The organism is Halomonas sp. GD1P12 (assembly GCF_025725645.1).
In the GTDB taxonomy this organism is placed as follows: domain Bacteria; phylum Pseudomonadota; class Gammaproteobacteria; order Pseudomonadales; family Halomonadaceae; genus Vreelandella.
Map to the genome: position 1 here is coordinate 2,021,865 of NZ_CP107007.1, position 18,750 is coordinate 2,040,614.

Sequence of the window (18,750 nt, forward strand, 5' to 3'; positions counted from 1 at the left end):
GGATACGAGCGCCCGCCCCAACGAAGGGCCCGGGCGCTCCTTATACTTGCAAGCCTCTACGGGCTCTAACGCTTAATGCGTACTGGCCGTGGTACTGCCGGTAAACGACGGATCGGCGTTTTTAAGCGCAGGCGCCCCCGCTACCGGCTCCTCGGCCAAGGCTACCGCTAACACGTCATCTATCCACTGTACCGGGCGAATATCAAGCGCTCCCTTGATGTTATCCGGTACCTCCTTGAGATCACGGCGGTTTTCCTCAGGGATCAGGACGGTCTTTATACCACCCCGGCGCGCTGCCAGCAATTTCTCCTTCAACCCGCCAATCGGCATCACTTCGCCGCGCAGATTGACCTCGCCGGTCATCGCCACATCGCAGCGAACCGGGCGACCGGTGTAGGCAGAGATCATCGCCGTTACCATGGCAACGCCGGCGCTGGGGCCATCTTTCGGCGTAGCGCCCTCTGGCACGTGGATGTGCAGATCTTCGCTCTCAAAGCGCTCTGCAGCGATACCAAAGGTGGCCGCCCGCGCCTTGACCACCGTGTGCGCAGCGCTCACCGACTCCTTCATCACATCGCCAAGCGAGCCGGTCTTGTTGATCCGCCCCTTGCCCGGCGTGACCACGGATTCGATGTTGAGAATTTCGCCGCCCACTGAGGTCCAGGCAAGCCCGGTTACGCGGCCCACCTGGTCTTCCTGCTCGGCCAGGCCGTAGCTGTAGCGACGCACGCCGGCGTAGGTCTCGATGTGCTCGGCTTCGAGCGTGCGCGGCGGCTCCTTGGCGTCTTTTGACTTGCTTACCTCTGCCTCGACACGCTCACGCAACACCTTACGGCACACCTTGGCGATCTGGCGCTCGAGCTCACGCACGCCCGCCTCGCGGGTGTAGTAGCGCACGAGTTCTAATAGCGCCTCGTCATCGAGCGCCAGCTCTTCACTCTTCAGGCCGTTGGCCTTGAGCTGCTTGGGCAACAGATAGCGCTTGGCGATCGCGAGCTTCTCGTCTTCGGTGTAACCCGGTAGGCGAATGATCTCCATCCGGTCCAGCAGCGGCCCGGGAATGTTCATCGAGTTCGCGGTGCAGATGAACAGCGTCTCCGAAAGATCGTAATCGAGCTCGAGATAGTGATCGCTGAAGCTGTTGTTCTGCTCCGGGTCGAGCACCTCGAGAAGCGCCGAAGACGGATCGCCACGGTGGTCCATACCGAGTTTATCGACTTCGTCGAGCAGAAACAGCGGGTTTTTCACTTCGGCGCGCGCCATGCGCTGCATCAGCTTACCCGGAAGCGAGCCGATGTAGGTGCGCCGGTGGCCGCGAATCTCGGATTCGTCGCGCACCCCACCGAGCGCCAAACGCACGTACTTACGGTTGGTGGCCCGCGCAATCGACTGACCCAGCGAGGTCTTGCCCACCCCGGGCGGGCCGACCAGACAAAGCACCGGCCCTTTCATCTTCTTCACACGCTTTTGTACCGCCAGGTACTCGAGAATGCGCGCCTTTACCTCTTCAAGCCCGTAGTGGTCCTCGTCGAGTACCTCCTGGGCCTTGATCAGGTCGTGCTTGACCCGGGTGCGCTTTTTCCACGGCACGGCGATCAGCCAGTCAAGATAAGAGCGCACCACCGTGGCTTCGGCGGAGTTCGAGGCCATCATCTTGAGCTTGTTGAGCTCCTGAGTGGCTTTCTCGGCGGCCTCCCTGGGCATACCGGCGTCCGCAATCGCCTTCTCGTACTTCTCGGCTTCGTTAGGCACGTCGTCGAGCTCGCCCATCTCTTTCTGGATGGCCTTCATCTGCTCGTTGAGGTAGTACTCGCGCTGGGTCTTCTCCATCTGCTCCTTGACCCGGGAGCGGATGCGCTTTTCGACCTGCAGCAGATCGATTTCGGACTCGATCAGCGCCATCAGGTGCTCGATGCGATCGCGCACGCGATCCATCTCCAAAAGCTCCTGCTTGTCGCCGATCTTGAGCGACAGGTGGGCGCAAATGGTGTCCACCAACCGGCTCGGATCCTCGATGCCGGAAAGCGAATTGAGCACCTCGTTGGGCACCTTCTTGGAGAGCTTGACGTACTGCTCGAACTGATTAAGCAGCACGCGCACCAGCGCTTCCTGCTCGCGCGAGGTCAAGGGCTCGCTTTCTCGCGGCGTCAAATGGGCCTGGGTGTAGCCCGCCTCGTTCTCTTCGATATCGACCACGTCGGCGCGGAAACTGCCTTCGATCAGCACCTTGACGGTGCCGTCGGGCAGTTTCAAAAGCTGCATGATGTCGGCGACGGTACCCATGCGGTACAGGTCGTCGTTATCGGGCTCGTCCTGGGAGGCTTCGCGCTGGGCCACCAGCAGGACGCGCTTGTCCGCTTCCATGGCTGCTTCCAGCGCATGGATGGATTTTTCCCGCCCCACAAACAGCGGAATCACCATTTGCGGGTATACCACCACGTCGCGCAGCGGCAACATGGGTAAACACTGTGTCTGATCGGCGTTCTGCTGCATCGCAGACGTTCCTCAAATCGGATAGGCGCTCGATAAAGCGTTACCACTTCAAAGCGCCCAACAATGTGGAAGACGCGGCCTGGTAACGTCAGCCGCTGGCTCGCTGAGTGATCCGGGTTCGGCCCGGCGCGGCGCACTGGTAAAGCGCCACGCGATCGGCGCTGGGTCAACCTTCGGTCAAGAACCTTGCGTCGGCAACCTTTCTACAACAACAAGGGGTCGCATAGGCGACCCCTTGACGGTGGTGCAAGCAGATCCTGGATCGAACGCGGGGCGATTAGCCGTCGGTTCCGTCAACGCGCTTCTCTTGCTGATTGGTGTAGATCAAAAGCGGTTGGCTTTCGCCCTCGATGACCGATTTGTCGATCACTACCTTGCTGACGTCCTCGAGCGAGGGAATCTCGTACATGGTGTCGAGCAGTACTGATTCGAGAATCGAGCGCAGGCCCCGCGCGCCGGTCTTGCGCTCCATGGCCTTGGCGGCCACGGCGCGAAGCGCCTCTTCGCGAAACTCAAGCGTCACATCTTCCATTTCGAAGAGCTTGGCGTACTGCTTGACCAGCGAGTTCTTCGGCTCGGTCAGAATCTGAATCAGCGCGTCTTCGTTAAGCTCGGTGAGCGTTGCGATGACCGGTAGACGCCCGACGAACTCGGGAATCAAACCAAACTTGACCAGATCGTCCGGCTCGACAGCGGCCAAAAGCTCGCCCACGCCCTTGGACGCTTCCTTGCTCTTCACGCTGGCGTTGAAGCCAATACCGCCCTTTTCGGAGCGGTCGCGAATGACCTTGTCGAGGCCGGCAAAGGCGCCACCTACGATAAAGAGCATATTCGCCGTGTTGACCTGCACGAACTCCTGCTGCGGATGCTTGCGCCCGCCCTGGGGCGGAACCGACGCGGTCGTGCCTTCGATCAACTTCAAAAGCGCCTGCTGCACGCCTTCGCCGGACACGTCGCGAGTGATCGAGGGATTGTCCGACTTGCGCGAGATCTTGTCGATCTCATCGATGTAGACGATACCGCGTTCGGCTTTCTCGACGTCGTAATCACACTTTTGCAAAAGCTTTTGAATGATGTTTTCGACATCTTCACCCACGTAACCCGCTTCGGTCAGCGTGGTGGCATCGGCAATCGTGAACGGCACGTTCAAAAGCCGCGCCATGGTTTCGGCCAAAAGCGTCTTGCCGCTACCGGTCGGGCCGATCAGCAGGATGTTGGACTTGCCAAGCTCCACATCGCTTTCGCGCACGTCGGTCTTCAACCGCTTATAGTGATTGTACACCGCAACGGAAAGCACCATTTTCGCGCGGTCTTGCCCAATGACGTAGTCATCCAGGGTGTAACGAATTTCGCGAGGTGTAGGCAGACGCTCTTCGTCGCTCTCGGCATCGGCTTCGAGAACTTCCTCGCGAATGATGTCGTTACACAGATCGACACACTCATCGCAGATATATACGGACGGGCCAGCAATCAGCTTACGAACTTCGTTTTGATTCTTGCCACAAAACGAGCAGTAAAGCAGTTTGCCACCTTCGTCCTTGCCTTTGCCGTCGGCCATTGGCGTACCCCTATCACTGCGGCGGCTTTCGCCGCCGGAAAAGCTCGTTGGAAAAGCGGAAATCCGTTTACGCTATCAGGATGCAGGCCGCTTATCCAGCACTGCGTCAATCAGGCCATACTCTTGAGCCTGGTTGGCGCTCATGAAGTTGTCGCGGTCGGTATCGCGGGCGACTTTCTCGATATCCTGGCCCGTGTGATGGGCAAGAATGTGGTTGAGTTTTTCGCGAATACCCAAAATTTCCCGCGTGTGGATCTCGATGTCAGAGGCCTGCCCCTGATAGCCGCCCAGCGGCTGGTGGATCATAACGCGTGAGTTGGGCAGACAGTAACGCTTGCCCGCGGCACCTGCGGTCAAAAGTAGCGCGCCCATGCTGGCGGCCTGACCGATACACACGGTCGACACGTCCGGTTTGATGAACTGCATGGTGTCGTAAATCGACATTCCTGCAGTGACCGAGCCACCCGGCGAGTTGATATACAGGTGGATGTCTTTATCTGGATTTTCAGACTCCAGAAAGAGCATCTGCGCCACGACCAGGTTGGCCATGTAGTCTTCGACCGGGCCAACGAGAAAAATGACGCGCTCTTTCAAAAGCCGTGAATAAATATCGTAAGCTCGTTCCCCTTTGGCGCTTTGCTCAACCACCATGGGCACTAAACCGCCGGCGTTTTGAATATCAAACTCACTCATACGGGTGATTCCTTGCGTCCGGTAAGGGAGAGGCGCACCGGAGTGCGCCACGAGATCATTCAGGAAAGGTCAGGCGTTGGACTCTTCGCTCTCTTCCTCGCCCTGCTCCGCCTGCTGCTGAGCCGCGGCCAGCGCCTGCTGGTAGCTCATTTCGACATCCTTGACGTTTGCCTGCTCAAGAAGTTTGTCGACCGCTTTCTCTTCGAGAATAGCGGATTTGACCTGCGTTTTGAGCTCGTTGTTACCCATGTAGTACTCGACCACTTCAGAGGGGTCCTGGTACTGCTCGGCCAACTCCTCGACCTTCGCCTTGATTTCGTCGTCAGAGGCGTCGAGTTCGTTGGCCTTGATGACTTCGGCAAGCAGCAGGCCGACCTGAACGCGCCCCTTGGCCTGGTCGGCGAACAATTCGTTCGGCAGCTGGCTGACGTCGAAGTCTTCGCCGAGGCCGAACTGCTGAGCGGCCTGACGCTTCATACCGTCGGTTTCCTGCTGCACCAGCGCACTGGGAACGGAAATGTCGTTGGCGTTTTTAAGCGCGTCCAGCACCTGCTGCTTGACGCGGTTATCAACCGCCTGGGACGCTTCGCGGGTCATGTTCTTCTTGATTTCGGCGCGGAATTTGGACTCGTCGCCATCTTCGACACCGAAACGCTCGAAGAACGCGGAATCGACCGCCGGAAGTTCCTGGGCGCTGACCTTATGAACCGTGACCTTGAAGGACGCTTGCTGACCGGCCAGATGTTCGGCCTGGTAATCTTCCGGGAAGGTGACGTTGAGCGTCTTCTCTTCACCCGCCTTGGCGCCGATCAGCTGCTCTTCGAAGCCCGGAATGAAGCTGTTGGAGCCGATGACCAGCGAATGGTTCTCGGCGCTGCCGCCTTCGAACGGCTCGTCGCCCAGGTAGCCCTGAAAATCGATGGTGACCTGGTCGCCGTCTGCCGCGGCCTTGTCCACTTCCTGCCACTCAGCATTTTGCTTGCGCAGGGTTTCGATCATCTCGTCGACGTCGCTTTCGCTGACTTCAACGACCGGGCGCTCGACCTCGGTACCCTCGATCGAGTTCAGCTCGACCTGCGGGTACACTTCCATGACCGCCACGAATTCGAAATCCTTACCCGCTTCGTTGACCTTCGGCTCGATCTGCGGGTAGCCGGCGGGGTTCAAACCCTCGTCGGTAATGGCGCGGACGTAGCGCTCGCGCATGACTTCGCCCACCACTTCGCTGCGAACGCTGTCGCCATAGCGCTGACGCACGACGTCCATCGGAACCCGGCCCTGGCGGAAACCGTTCAAGCGAACGTTTTTCGCGGTGTCTTTCAAGCGAGCGCTGACGGCCTCGTCGATGTCCGCCGCCGGTACCTGGATGGTGATGCGACGTTCGATGGGGGAGGTCGTCTCGACAGAAACTTGCATGAATTGTCCTCTAGCGGCTGGGCGTTGTAGTGAATATGTATCGATAGTTAAAGGGGCGATTTTAAGAACCCCGGCGCAACCTGGCAAGCGCCTGGGTGCCCACCATGTTCGCAAGATGGGGGCGCACTGCGTAATTACAAGGGAGTTTCAGTGAAATTCCGCGCTCCCTTTTCAGTCAGACGGTTTTCGCTGCCAGCCAAGACTGACGGCAAACAGTAAAAGTCCACAGGTGGCGGCGTGGGAGATGAACTGCTGCCAGCTTAGCCAGTCGGTCATCAGCAAATGCCACACTCCCATAGCGGCGGTGCCAAGACCCAGCGACAACACCAGCCGTTTCAACAGCGACGGCAGGCGCTTGCGCTCCTCTTTTGAAAGCATGCGCCAGTTGGCAATCGCCGCGCCGGCCACCAAAACGATGGCGACCAGCAATAGGGTCAAACGCGTATCGAAACCGCCGGCCACGTAGCGTGGCATCACCGACAACATGAGCACGCACAGGCCGATCGCTACCCCTACCCGTTCACAGCGTCCCGGCTGCATCAGGCGACCTTGAGCGACTGCTCGTCGATCCAGGCCTCGACCCAGGGGAGCGCGGCGTCGTCCGCCATGAAGGTCTCCATGGCGTCCACTTCCAGACGCTCGCCCAGGCGTTTTGCGCCCAGATCCTCGAGCAGCGCGTCAAGCGCCCGGCCGGCACCGCAGAAGGTATCGTCATAGGAGCTATCGCCAAGCGCGATGAGCCCGTAATTGAGCTCTGTCAGCGCCGGGCTTTGATCCTTGAGCTGGCGTACGAAGGGAACGAAGTTACCCGGAAAATCGCCGCTGCCGGTAGTGGAGACGCAAAAAAGCGCCAGCGCCTGCTCCTTGACGTCCTCAACGACCGGCTGCTCCTTGATGGCGACCGTATACCCGGCGGCTTCGAACAGCGGCTTGACCTGCTCGGCCACATCGAGCGCCCCGCCGTACATGGTACCCACCAGAATATTGAGCTGAGGCATTGATGAACTCCTCGGTAAGCAATTCTTGAAAAACGCTCTCGATAAACGTTCTTATAAACGATGAAAGCACGGGGCGGACAGCATCCGACCTATACCCGATGAATTTGCTCGGATATTAACACGATTTGACCGCAAAACGCATTTCGGGCGCGTTGGCGCCCGCTCGTTGACGCAAGGCAGCGCACAAAAAAGGCGCCCCCGTTAAGAGGCGCCTGATACGGGCACGCGCGTCGCGCGCAACGACTCAGGTATGGACCTTCAAGCGTCGGTGAAGTGCTCGACCTGCTGCTTGAGCTTCTGGCCCGGGCGAAAGGTCACCACGCGGCGGGCGGAAATCGGGATCTCCTCGCCGGTTTTCGGGTTTCGACCCGGCCGTTCGCGCTTGTCGCGCAAATCGAAGTTGCCAAAACCGGAAAGCTTGACCTGCTCGTTTTCCCGCAGGCAGGCACGAATCTCTTCGAAAAACGTCTCTACCATGGCCTTGGCTTCGCGCTTGGACAGCGCAAGCTCAGTGTGTAGATGCTCGGCCAGCTCCGCTTTGGTCAACGCCCCCATATCGCTTCTCCTTGTCGCCCACCATTGCCAACGATGTTGCTTGCGACCGCTACGTGTCAGCCGCGAAGCTGCGCATTCAACGTGGCGTTTGCCTCGGCCACGATCGAATCCACCCGCTGATTGATTTCATCATCATTCAGCGTGCGCGATGGATGCTGCCAGGTCAAGCCCAGGGCGATACTCTTCTGCCCCGGTTCCACCCCTTTACCCGTGTAGACGTCGAAAAGCTTGAGATCCTCAAGATGATCGCCGGCCTCGCGGCTCACGCAGTCGAGAAGCGCCTGCACCGGCGTTTGCGCATCGAGACTGAAAGCCAGATCGCGGCGCACTTCCGGATAGCGGGACAGCGGCGCGAAGGCGGGAATCACGCCTTCGCTCAGTGCATCGAGGCGCACCTCGAACAGTACCGCGTCGACTTTTAAACCAAGCTCCGCGCGCACTTTCGGGTGTAGCGTACCGATCCAGCCGGCGGGTTGATCGCCGTGGAACAGCTCGGCGCACTGGCCCGGATGTAGCGCCGGGTGCTCGCCGGGCTCGAAGCGCCAGGCGCTGTCGTCGCCCATCGCCAGAAGGCTTTCGAGATCGCCCTTGAGATCGAAGAAATCCACCGCGGTCTTGTCGCTACTCCACCCTTCGAGCTCGCGCGGCCCGCACGCAAGCGCGCCCAGCATCGGCGCTTGGGTGAGCGAATCGAGCTCGCCCTGGAAAACCAGCCCGGTTTCGAACAGGCGTACACGGTGCTGCTGACGGTTCAGATTGTGCGAAAGCGCGCGCACCAGCCCCGGGAAAAGACTTGCACGCATGACCGACAGATCCGCCGAGATCGGATTGGCCAGCACCGGCGAGACCGCCTCGGGCATGAGCGTCTTTTGAAGCTCCGGCGCAACGAAGCTATAGGTGATCGCCTCCTGATAGCCGCGGGCGACCATCCGGTTCTTGAGCGCTGACTGGGTCAGCCGCGCCTCGTTGGCCGAGCGCAGCGCCAAACGCGCCGCCGGGCGGCGTACCGGCAGGTTGTTGTAGCCGTGGATGCGGGCGATCTCTTCGATCAAATCCTCTTCGATGGCAATATCGAAACGCCAGCTCGGCACCGCGACCTGCCACTCGCCGTCGGCATACGAGCTTGTAAGCCCGAGACGGTCGAGAATATCGCTGACCTCGTCAACCGCGAGCTCCTTGGAGAGCGCTTGACCAAGGCGCGTCTCACGCAGCGTGATACGGCGCGCCTTGGGTAGATCCACCTCGTTTTGCGTTTCACACACGGGCCCCGCCTGACCGCCACAAATATCGATCAACAGGCGCGTAGCCCGCTCGATCGCCTGAACGGTCAACGACGGGTCGACACCGCGCTCGAAACGGTGAGAGGCGTCGGTGTGCAGCCCGTAGGAGCGTGCCTGGCCGGCGACCGCTAGCTGGGTGAAGTAGGCGGCCTCGAGAAACAGCGTGCGCGTGGTGGCGCTGACGCCGGAGGACTCACCCCCCATGACGCCGGCCATGGCCAGCGGCCCAGAGGCGTCGGCGATCACCAGCGTATCCGGGCGCAGCGCGATGTCCTGACCGTCGAGCAGCGTCAGTCGCTCGCCCTCTTCTGCCATACGCACCTGAATACCCTCGCTCAGGTTATTCAGATCGAAGGCGTGAAGCGGCTGGCCGAGCTCGAGCATGACGTAGTTGGTGACGTCGACCGCCGGGTCGATGGTGCGCACGCCGCTACGGCGCAGGCGCTCGGCCATCCAGAGCGGCGTAGGCCGCGTCAGATCAATGCCGTCGATCACCCGCGATACGTAGCGCGGGCACTGCTCACCGGCACTGACGCTGACCGGAAAGCGCTGCTCGATGCTCGGCGCCACCGGCTCACAGGCAGGCGCCTGAACCGGCAGACGGTTGAGCACACCGACTTCTCGGGCCATGCCCTTGACGCTCAGACAATCGCCCCGGTTAGGCGTCAGGTCCACTTCGATGGTCGCGTCATCGAGAATCAGGTAGGCACGCACGCTGTCGCCGATTGGAGCGTCTTCCGGCAGGACGAAAATACCCTCGGAGGTCTCTTCTTCGAGGCCAAGCTCCGAGGCGGAGCAAATCATGCCGAAGGACTCGACGCCGCGAAGCTTCGCTTTCTTGATCTTGAAGTCGCCGGGCAGCACCCCGCCGACCTGGGCGAAAGGCACACGCTGACCAACGGCCACGTTGCGCGCCCCGCACACCACCTGCACCTCACCGGTGCCGTCGTTGACGCGGCATACGTTGAGCTTATCGGCGTCCGGATGCGGCTCCTTGGCGATGACTTCGGCGACTACCACGCCTTCAAAGGCAGGGGCTACGGGCTCGACGGCGTCGACTTCGAGGCCCGCCATGGTGATCTGGTCGGCAAGCGTTTGGGTGTCCAGCTGCGGCGATACCCACTCACGCAGCCACTGTTCTGAAAATTTCATGCTCGTTCCTGTGTCTGGCGGCGTGGTTAGGCAAACTGACGTAAAAAGCGCAGATCGTTCTCAAAGAACAGTCGCAGGTCGTTGACGCCGTAGCGCAGCATCGCCAGGCGCTCGGCGCCCATGCCAAAGGCGAAACCGGTGTAGCGCTCGGTGTCGATGCCAGAGTGCTTGAACACTTCCGGATGCACCATGCCGCAGCCCATGACCTCGAGCCAGCCGCTGTGCGAGCAGACCCGACAGCCATCGCCGCTACACATTACGCACTGAATATCCACCTCGGCAGAGGGTTCGGTGAACGGAAAGTAGGAGGGACGAAAGCGCACCATCAGATCGTCACGCTCGAAAAACGCCTGCAGGAAGTCTTCGATAGTGCCCTTGAGATCGGCGAAGCTTACGCCCTCATCGACCAGCAGCCCCTCGACCTGATGAAACATCGGCGTGTGGGTGAGATCCGAGTCGCTGCGATAGACCCGCCCGGGGCAGACAATGCGAATCGGCGGCTCGCTCTCTTTCATCGTACGCACCTGCACCGGCGAGGTGTGGGTACGCAGAAGGCGCGTGGCGTCGAAATAGAAGGTGTCCGCCATACCGCGGGCCGGATGGTGCGCGGGAATATTGAGTGCTTCGAAGTTGTGGTAGTCGTCCTCGATCTCAGGCCCCACCGCTACGTCATAGCCGATACGGGTAAACAGGCTCTCGATACGCTCGAGTGTACGCGTCACCGGATGCAGCCCACCCGGCGCGTGGGCGCGCCCCGGCAGCGTCACGTCGATCTTCTCTGCCGCCAGGCGCGCGTTGAGCGCTTCGCTTTCCAGCGCCTCACGCTTGGCGTCGATTTCTCCAGCTAACGTCTGTTTCGCCTGGTTGATCCGCTCGCCCGCCGCCGGGCGCTCCTCGGCGCTGAGCTTACCGAGCCCCTTCAACAGCGCGGTGACCTCGCCCTTCTTGCCCAGGTAGCGAACTCGTAATTCGTCCAGTTCAGCGACGCTCTGCGCGGCCTTGATCGCGTCGCGCGCCTCTGATACCAGCGTAGGCAGGTGGTCCATCCATTAAACTCCGAATTAAGCGGTTTTCATCCAATAAGGCGTCGCCAGAACGGGACCTTATTGGATGAATTTTCAATAGCCAGGGTTTCAATAGCAACGATTTTTCGATGGCAAAAAAACAGGGGAAGAGCGGCTGCTCTTCCCCTGCATGGGTCATCGGGACATGACCCTGGTTTCAAGCCAAAGCGGGCCTAAAACCTTATTGGGCAGCCTTGGCTTTTTCCACGATGGCAGCGAACGCTGCTTTCTCGTGAACCGCCAGATCCGCCAGTACCTTACGGTCGATTTCGATGCCGGCTTTCTTCAAGCCACCAACGAAACGGCTGTAAGACATGCCGTTGATGCGGGCACCGGCGTTGATACGCTGGATCCACAGGGCACGGAACTGACGCTTACGGTTACGACGGTCGCGGTACGCGTACTGGCCGGCCTTGATGACGGCCTGCTTGGCAACGCGGAAAACGCGCGAACGAGCACCGTAGTAGCCTTTGGCCTGCTTCAGTACTTTCTTATGACGACGACGGGCGACAACGCCACGCTTGACTCGAGTCATGACACACTCCTGACTTTAAAAAAATTCGAAAACGACTTACATATTCGGCAGCATGCGCTGGATCAGCGGCTTGTCTGCTGCGTGAATCTGCTTCATACCGCGAAGCTGACGCTTACGCTTGGTCGATTTCTTGGTCAGGATGTGGCTACGGAAAGACTGCTTGTGCTTGAAGCCGTTAGCCGTCTTCTTGAAGCGCTTGGCAGCGCCGCTGTTGCTTTTGATTTTCGGCATGAGAATAACTCCGCTCGATGTTTTTTAGAAAACCCAGGGCCGGTCAGCGCCAAGCGCTGACCCGTTAAATTCGCCGTTGGATCACTTCTTTTTGGGGGCAAGAATCATGATCATCTGGCGGCCTTCCATTTTCGGGAAGGATTCCACCGAACCGATCTCTTCGAGGTCTGCCGCGATCCGCTCCATCAGCTTGCGGCCGATGTCCTGGTGCGCCATTTCGCGACCACGAAAACGCAAAGTGACCTTGCCCTTGTCACCACCTTCGAGAAAGCGAATCAGGTTTTTGAGCTTCACCTGGTAATCGCCTTCGTCAGTGCCGGGCCGGAATTTGACTTCCTTGACCTGGATTTGCTTTTGCTTTTTCTTTTGAGCCGCTTTTTGCTTTTTCGACTCAAAAACGAACTTGCCGTAATCCATGATCTTGCAGACGATAGGATCGGCATTTGAAATTTGCACGAGGTCCAAACCGGCAGCTTCAGCACGTTCCAACGCTTCAGTAGTGGGCACAACGCCCAGCTGCTCACCTTCAGCGTCGATCAAACGGACTTCTTCTTCGGTAATACGCTCGTTCATTGGTGGGCGCTTGTCTGCAGGACGCCCGCGCGGGTTGCTTCGCTTGATTGCTCTGTCTCCTTAGGCAATTGACGATGTCGCCAGGGCTGCTCTCTCGGCGCTTGCGCGTTCGATGAAGTCATCGACGGTCATGGTGCCGAGGTTTTCGCCGCTGCGAGTTCGCACGGCCACTGAGTCAGCTTCGACTTCCTTATCTCCGACCACAAGGAGATAGGGAATTTTCTGTAACGTATGCTCACGGATTTTAAAGCCGATCTTCTCGTTCCTCAAGTCTGCCTTGACGCGAAGACCGCTTTTTTGCAAGCGTTTCTCCAATTCCAGCGCGTAATCACGCTGCGAATCGGTGATATTCATGATGACCACTTGCTCGGGTGCCAGCCATAATGGCATAGCCCCGGCGTAATGTTCAATCAGGATGCCGATGAAGCGCTCCATGGAGCCGACGATCGCCCGGTGCAGCATGACCGGCGCCTTGCGCTCGCCCTCTTCGGTCACGTACTGCGCGCCCAAACGCTCGGGCATCATGAAGTCGACCTGCATGGTGCCGACCTGCCACTCACGACCCAGGCAGTCCTTCATGTGATACTCGATCTTGGGGCCGTAGAACGCGCCTTCGCCGGGAAGTTCCTGCCACTCGACGTCACAGGCCTTGAGCGCACCGCGCAGAGCGTCTTCGGCGCGATCCCACACCTCGTCGCTGCCGATGCGCTTTTCCGGGCGCAGCGCGATCTTGATCGCGATGTCCTCGAAGCCAAAGTCCTGGTACACCTTCAGCGCCTGGCGATGGAAACTCGTGACTTCCGGCTCGACCTGAGCCTCGGTGCAGAAGACGTGGCCATCGTCCTGGGTAAAGGCGCGCACGCGCATAATCCCGTGCAGCGCGCCGGACGGCTCGTTGCGGTGGCAGCCGCCGAACTCGCCAAAGCGTACCGGAAGCTCGCGGTAGCTTCTAAGCCCGGAGTTGAACACCTGGACGTGGCCCGGGCAGTTCATCGGCTTGAGCGCGTACTCGTGCTTCTCCGATTCGGTGAAGAACATGCCGTCGGCGTAGTTGTCCCAGTGGCCGGACTTTTTCCACAGCGACACGTCCATGACCTGCGGACAGCGGATTTCCTGGTAGCCGCCCTCTTTATAGACGCCGCGCATGTACTGCTCGACCTGCTGCCACAGCGCCCAGCCGTTGGGATGCCAGAACACCATGCCCGGCGCCTCTTCCTGCATGTGGAAGAGATCGAGCTTGCGCGCCAGCTTACGGTGGTCGCGCTTTTCTGCCTCTTCCAGGCGCTTCAGGTAGGCCTTGAGCTGCTTTTTGTCGCCCCAGGCCGTACCGTAGATGCGCGTGAGCATGGCGTTGGAGGCGTCTGCGCGCCAGTAGGCGCCGGCCAGCTTGGTCAGCTTGAACGCTTTTAGATGACGCGTGTTGGGCACGTGCGGACCCCGGCACATGTCCGTGTACTCTTCGTGGTGGTACAGGCGGATAGCCGCGCCGTCAGGAATCTCGCGCACGATCTCCTGCTTGTAGGGCTCGTCGCGGGCAACGAAGGTTTCCAGCGCCTGGTCGCGGTCGACGTATTCGCGGACCACGTCGTATTCGGTGTCGATCAGCGCCTGCATGCGTTTTTCGATCGCTTCCAGATCATCCGGCGTGACCGAGCGGCCAAAATCGATATCGTAATAGAAGCCGTTTTCGATCACCGGGCCGATCGCCATTTTGGCGTCCGGGTAGAGCTGCTTTACCGCATGCCCAATCAGGTGCGCGCTGGAGTGGCGAATGATGTCGATGCCTTCCGGATCGCGGGCGGTAATGATCGCGACCTCGGCGTCGTGCTCGATTACATCGGCCGCATCGACCAGCACACCGTCGATCTTTCCGGCCACGCACGCCTTGGCCAAACCAGGGCCAATGGACTCGGCGAGAGCCATGATGGAAAGCGGTTCGTCAAACGTACGTTGGCTGCCGTCGGGCAGTGTCACTATGGGCATTCGGGTGTTCCTTGAGCGCAGTGGTGATCCATACCAGGGATCACATATCGCTATCAATGGCTTGAGGGTTCGTTTCAAACGCAAAAGCGCCTGCCCATTGATGAGCAGGCGCGTAGCCTAGCAGACTTTCAGGCGGCGAGACACCGGCGCCGGGCTTACCCTTGCGGCGCTTGAAATCGTTAGCCGCGCACCAGCGCCAGAACGTGCTCACGGGTCAGCGGCGCGAGCGTAAGCGCCCGGGCCTTGTGCGGCGTGACCCACACCGCCTCGGCGATCTCCGCCGCCGCCTCGACGCGCTCATCGAGGTCCAGACGAAAGAGCTCGGTATCGATCAGCGTATCCGCCTCATTGGCCGCTTCGATTTTGAGGCGCGCCACATGCTCGAGACGTTCCGGCGAAACGCAAACCCCAAGCTCCTCTTCGAGCTCGCGAACCAGCGCCTGCCTTACCGGCTCACCCGGCTCGATTTTACCGCCGGGCTGCATGAAAAAACGGCTGCCGCGCTTTCGCACCAGCAAAAGCTCGTCAGCGGCGTTGATCACAATCGCCGCGGCGATGTAAAGCGTAGGCAGGGGTGCCCCCGTGGGCGCTTTCGCTGCTACAACTCTATCGCTCATGATGACTTAAAACGCCCAGTCGTCATCTTCAGTGGCGACCGCCTTGCCGATCACGTAGGACGAACCGGAGCCGGAGAAGAAGTCGTGGTTTTCATCGGCACTTGGCGAAAGCGCGGCCATGATGGTCGGGTCCACGTCGGTCACGCTGCTCGGAAAGAGCGGCTCGAAGCCCAGATTCATCAGCGCCTTGTTGGCGTTGTAGTGCAAAAACTTCTTCACGTCCTCGGTCAGGCCGACCGCGTCATAAAGCGACTCGGTGTAGCGCACCTCGTTGTCGTAAAGCTCCAAAAGCAGCTCGTAGGCGTAATCCTTGACCGCCTGCTGGCGCTCCGGGGTGGCCTCGGCGAGCGCCTGCTGGAACTTGTAGCCGATGTAGTAGCCGTGCACCGCCTCATCGCGAATGATCAGGCGGATCAAATCCGCCGTGTTGGTGAGCTTGGCGTGGCTCGACCAGTACATGGGCAGGTAGAAGCCGGAGTAGAACAGAAACGACTCCAGAAAAACGCTGGCGACTTTGCGCATCAAGGGATCGTCTGCGCGGTAGCGCTCGAGAATCAGCTCGGACTTCGCCTGGAGCATCGGGTTCTCTTCGCTCCAGCGAAACGCGTCGTCGACATCGCGCGTGGTACAAAGCGTCGAGAAGATCGAGCTGTAGGAGCGCGCGTGCACCGACTCCATGAAGGCGATGTTGGTGTACACCGCTTCTTCGTGGGGCGTGCGCGCATCCTCCATCAGCGTTGGCGCGCCGATGCTGCCCTGGATGGTGTCCAGAAGCGTCAAGCCCGTGAACACACGGATGGTCAGCTGCTTTTCCTGCTGAGTGAGCGTGTTCCAGGACTGGATATCGTTGGACAGCGGCACTTTTTCCGGCAGCCAGAAGTTGCTCGTCAGACGGTTCCAGACCTCCAGGTCCTTGTCGTCCTGCAGCCGGTTCCAGTTAACGGCGTCGACCCGTGATAGACGTTGCATGGTGTTCATTGAGTGGTCTCTTTCGTTACGTGGTTACAGCGTGCAGGAAACACAGCCTTCGACTTCGGTGCCTTCCAGCGCGCTTTGACGCAGACGAATGTAGTAAAGCGTTTTGATGCCCTTGCGCCACGCGTGGATCTGCGCCTTGTTGATATCGCGCGTGGTGGCGGTATCCGGGAAAAACAGCGTCAGCGACAAGCCCTGATCGACGTGTTTGGACGCCTCGGCGTAGGTGTCGATGATCTTCTCGGGGCCGATCTCGTAGGCGTCCTGGAAGTAGTCGAAGTTCTCTTCGCTCAAGAACGGCGCCGGGTAGTAAACGCGGCCAAGCTTGCCTTCCTTGCGAATCTCGATCTTCGCCGCTACCGGGTGAATGCTCGAGGTGGAGTGGTTGATGTACGAGATCGACCCGGTCGGCGGTACGGCCTGCAGGTTACGGTTGTAAAGGCCGTGCGCCATGACCGACGTCTTCAACTGCTCCCAGTCACCCTGAGTCGGAAGCGCGATGCCGCTGCGCTCGAACAACTCGCGCACCTTCTCGGTCTTCGGCAGCCACGCCTCGTCAGTGTACTTGTCGAAGAACGTGCCCGAGGCGTAGGTGGAGTCGGCAAAGCCTGCAAAGGTATCACCGTGCTCGATCGCCAACTGATTCGACGCACGAATGGCGTGAAACGCTACGCAGTAGAAGTAGAGATTGGTGAAATCCAGCCCCTCTTCCGAGCCATAGTAGATGTGCTCGCGAGCCAAAAAGCCGTGCAGGTTCATCTGACCCAAACCGATGGCGCGCGACTTGGCGTTGCCTTCGGCGATCGAGGGCACGCTTTTGAGGTTGCTCATCTCGGAGACGGCGGTCAGGCCACGAATGGCGATGTCCACGCTGGTGCCGATATCGCCGGAGTCCATGACCTTGGCAATGTTCATCGAGCCCAGGTTGCAGGAGATGTCCTGACCGATCTTGCTGTAGTTCAGGCTTTCATCGTACTCGGTCGGCGTGTTGACCTGCAGAATCTCCGAGCACAGATTGCTCATGTTGATGCGCCCGGCGATCGGGTTGGCCCGGTTCACCGTGTCTTCGAACATGATGTAGGGGTAGCCGGACTCGAACTGCAGCTCCGCCAGCGTCTGGAAGAAGGCGCGTGCGTTGATCTTCTGCTTGCGAATGCGCGCATCTGCCACCATCTCGTGGTAGTGCTCGCTGACGCTGATATCGCCAAACGGCTTGCCGTAGACCCGCTCCACGTCGTAGGGCGAGAACAAGTACATGTCGTCGTTACGCTTGGCAAGCTCAAAGGTGATATCCGGAATGGTCACCCCGAGCGAGAGCGTCTTGATACGAATCTTCTCGTCGGCGTTTTCGCGCTTGGTATCCAGAAAGCGCAGGATGTCCGGGTGGTGGGCGTTCAAGTAGACCGCACCCGCGCCCTGGCGCGCGCCGAGCTGGTTGGCGTAGGAGAAGGCGTCTTCCAGCAGCTTCATGATGGGAATGATGCCGGAGGACTGGTTCTCGATGCGCTTGATCGGTGCGCCGGACTCGCGAATGTTGCTCAGCAAGAACGCCACGCCGCCGCCGCGCTTGGAGAGCTGCAGCGCCGAGTTGATGGAACGGCCGATCGACTCCATGTTGTCTTCGATACGCAGCAAAAAGCACGACACCAGCTCGCCGCGCTGCTGCTTACCGCAGTTCAAAAACGTTGGCGTAGCCGGCTGGAAGCGCCCGCTGATGATCTCGTCGACCAGCGATTTGGCAAGCGCCTCGTCACCGCGGGCAAGCGTGAGTGCCACCATGCATACGCGGTCTTCGTAGCGCTCGAGATAGCGTTTGCCATCGAAGGTTTTCAGCGTATAGCTGGTGTAGTACTTGAACGCGCCCAGAAAGCTTGGGAAACGAAACTTGTAGGCGTAGGCCTGCTCGAACAGCGCCTTGACGAAAGTCGGCGCGTACTGGCCAAGCACCTCGGCTTCGTAGTAGCCCTCTTCCACCAGGTAGTCGAGCTTCTCTTCCAGCGAGTGGAAAAAAACCGTGTTTTGATTGACGTGCTGCAGAAAGTACTGGCGCGCCGCTTCACGGTCCTTGTCGAGCTGAAGCTCGCCATTGGCACCGTAAAGATTCAGCATCGCGTTCAGCGCGTGATAGTCCAGCGTACGCGTCTGGCTCGCTTCTGCCGCCGGTTTTTTCGTTTCAGGCACGTTGGTAGTGGCTACGTTTGTCGTTTCCAAAACTCTTCTACTCCTTTGCGAACCCTGGCGACGTCATCGTCAGTGCCCAAAAGCTCAAATCGATAAAGCAGCGGCACCTGGCACTTCTGGGCGACGATACGCCCCGCCAGCCCGTAAGCCTCGCCAAAATTGGTATTGCCAGCGGCAATGACGCCTCGGATGAGGCGCCGGTTGTGCTCATCGTTCAAAAAGCGGATCACCGGACCCGGCACCGCCCCTTTAGTGCCGCCCCCACCATACGTCGGGGTAATGAGCACGTAAGGGGTGTCGATATGAGGAACCGGGTCGTTGCGGTTGATCGGCAGCCGGTGCGCCGCCAACCCCAGCTTTTCCACGAAACGATGGGTGTTGCCTGACCGGGTGGAAAAATACACCAGCGTGCCAGCCAACGGTGCGTGAGCGTCCGTCAGCATGGC

At 59.7% G+C, this 18,750-nt stretch carries 17 protein-coding genes; all 17 read right to left on the reverse strand.

All coding sequences use genetic code 11. The annotated features are described in order from the left end of the window. Window positions 1–72: 72 nt before the first annotated feature. The 17 genes from lon to nrdI all read right to left on the reverse strand — a co-directional run bounded on the left by lon (window position 73) and on the right by nrdI (window position 18,747). A complete protein-coding gene (gene lon, locus OCT39_RS09445; RefSeq protein WP_263584231.1) occupies window positions 73–2,493 on the reverse strand; it encodes an endopeptidase La in 2,421 nt (806 codons plus the stop codon). A gap of 277 nt (window positions 2,494–2,770) precedes the next feature. Further along, window positions 2,771–4,051, reverse strand: a complete 1,281-nt coding sequence (gene clpX, locus OCT39_RS09450) for an ATP-dependent Clp protease ATP-binding subunit ClpX (protein WP_263584232.1) — start codon at window positions 4,049–4,051, stop codon at window positions 2,771–2,773. A 75-nt stretch (window positions 4,052–4,126) separates the two neighbouring features. Further along, window positions 4,127–4,744, reverse strand: coding sequence for an ATP-dependent Clp endopeptidase proteolytic subunit ClpP (gene clpP / locus OCT39_RS09455; RefSeq protein WP_252109798.1), 618 nt, complete (start codon window positions 4,742–4,744; stop codon window positions 4,127–4,129). Window positions 4,745–4,813: 69 nt separating this feature from the next. After that, entirely contained in the window at window positions 4,814–6,160 is a 1,347-nt protein-coding gene (tig, locus tag OCT39_RS09460; RefSeq protein ID WP_263584233.1) for a trigger factor, read from the reverse strand. 171 nt (window positions 6,161–6,331) lie between these two features. Beyond that, window positions 6,332–6,700 carry a hypothetical protein gene (locus OCT39_RS09465; protein WP_263584234.1) on the reverse strand — a complete coding sequence of 123 codons (369 nt, stop codon included), beginning with the start codon at window positions 6,698–6,700 and terminating at the stop codon, window positions 6,332–6,334. Continuing rightward, window positions 6,700–7,158 carry a flavodoxin domain-containing protein gene (locus tag OCT39_RS09470; protein ID WP_263584235.1) on the reverse strand — a complete coding sequence of 153 codons (459 nt, stop codon included), beginning with the start codon at window positions 7,156–7,158 and terminating at the stop codon, window positions 6,700–6,702. Before OCT39_RS09470 ends, OCT39_RS09465 begins: the two co-directional genes overlap by 1 nt. A gap of 258 nt (window positions 7,159–7,416) precedes the next feature. Then, complete coding sequence (locus OCT39_RS09475; RefSeq protein ID WP_252109802.1) at window positions 7,417–7,713, reverse strand: integration host factor subunit alpha; 297 nt, start codon at window positions 7,711–7,713, stop codon at window positions 7,417–7,419. Between the two features lie 56 nt (window positions 7,714–7,769). After that, window positions 7,770–10,145 carry a phenylalanine--tRNA ligase subunit beta gene (gene pheT, locus OCT39_RS09480; protein WP_263584236.1) on the reverse strand — a complete coding sequence of 792 codons (2,376 nt, stop codon included), beginning with the start codon at window positions 10,143–10,145 and terminating at the stop codon, window positions 7,770–7,772. A gap of 26 nt (window positions 10,146–10,171) precedes the next feature. Further along, window positions 10,172–11,191, reverse strand: coding sequence for a phenylalanine--tRNA ligase subunit alpha (pheS, locus tag OCT39_RS09485; RefSeq protein WP_263584237.1), 1,020 nt, complete (start codon window positions 11,189–11,191; stop codon window positions 10,172–10,174). A gap of 199 nt (window positions 11,192–11,390) precedes the next feature. Beyond that, a complete protein-coding gene (gene rplT / locus OCT39_RS09490; RefSeq protein ID WP_009097607.1) occupies window positions 11,391–11,744 on the reverse strand; it encodes a 50S ribosomal protein L20 in 354 nt (117 codons plus the stop codon). Window positions 11,745–11,780: 36 nt separating this feature from the next. Further along, a complete protein-coding gene (rpmI, locus tag OCT39_RS09495; RefSeq protein WP_263584238.1) occupies window positions 11,781–11,975 on the reverse strand; it encodes a 50S ribosomal protein L35 in 195 nt (64 codons plus the stop codon). 81 nt (window positions 11,976–12,056) lie between these two features. Then, complete coding sequence (infC, locus tag OCT39_RS09500; RefSeq protein ID WP_263584239.1) at window positions 12,057–12,548, reverse strand: translation initiation factor IF-3; 492 nt, start codon at window positions 12,546–12,548, stop codon at window positions 12,057–12,059. Between the two features lie 60 nt (window positions 12,549–12,608). Beyond that, the gene (gene thrS / locus OCT39_RS09505) at window positions 12,609–14,531 is read right to left on the reverse strand and encodes a threonine--tRNA ligase (RefSeq protein ID WP_263584240.1); all 1,923 of its coding nucleotides are present in this window, start codon (window positions 14,529–14,531) and stop codon (window positions 12,609–12,611) included. Window positions 14,532–14,710: 179 nt separating this feature from the next. Continuing rightward, complete coding sequence (locus OCT39_RS09510) at window positions 14,711–15,148, reverse strand: NUDIX hydrolase (protein WP_263584241.1); 438 nt, start codon at window positions 15,146–15,148, stop codon at window positions 14,711–14,713. Between the two features lie 6 nt (window positions 15,149–15,154). Continuing rightward, a complete protein-coding gene (gene nrdF / locus OCT39_RS09515; protein WP_263584242.1) occupies window positions 15,155–16,126 on the reverse strand; it encodes a class 1b ribonucleoside-diphosphate reductase subunit beta in 972 nt (323 codons plus the stop codon). 24 nt (window positions 16,127–16,150) lie between these two features. After that, the gene (gene nrdE, locus OCT39_RS09520) at window positions 16,151–18,304 is read right to left on the reverse strand and encodes a class 1b ribonucleoside-diphosphate reductase subunit alpha (RefSeq protein WP_412031143.1); all 2,154 of its coding nucleotides are present in this window, start codon (window positions 18,302–18,304) and stop codon (window positions 16,151–16,153) included. 11 nt (window positions 18,305–18,315) lie between these two features. After that, entirely contained in the window at window positions 18,316–18,747 is a 432-nt protein-coding gene (gene nrdI / locus OCT39_RS09525; protein WP_263584244.1) for a class Ib ribonucleoside-diphosphate reductase assembly flavoprotein NrdI, read from the reverse strand. Window positions 18,748–18,750: the final 3 nt, after the last annotated feature.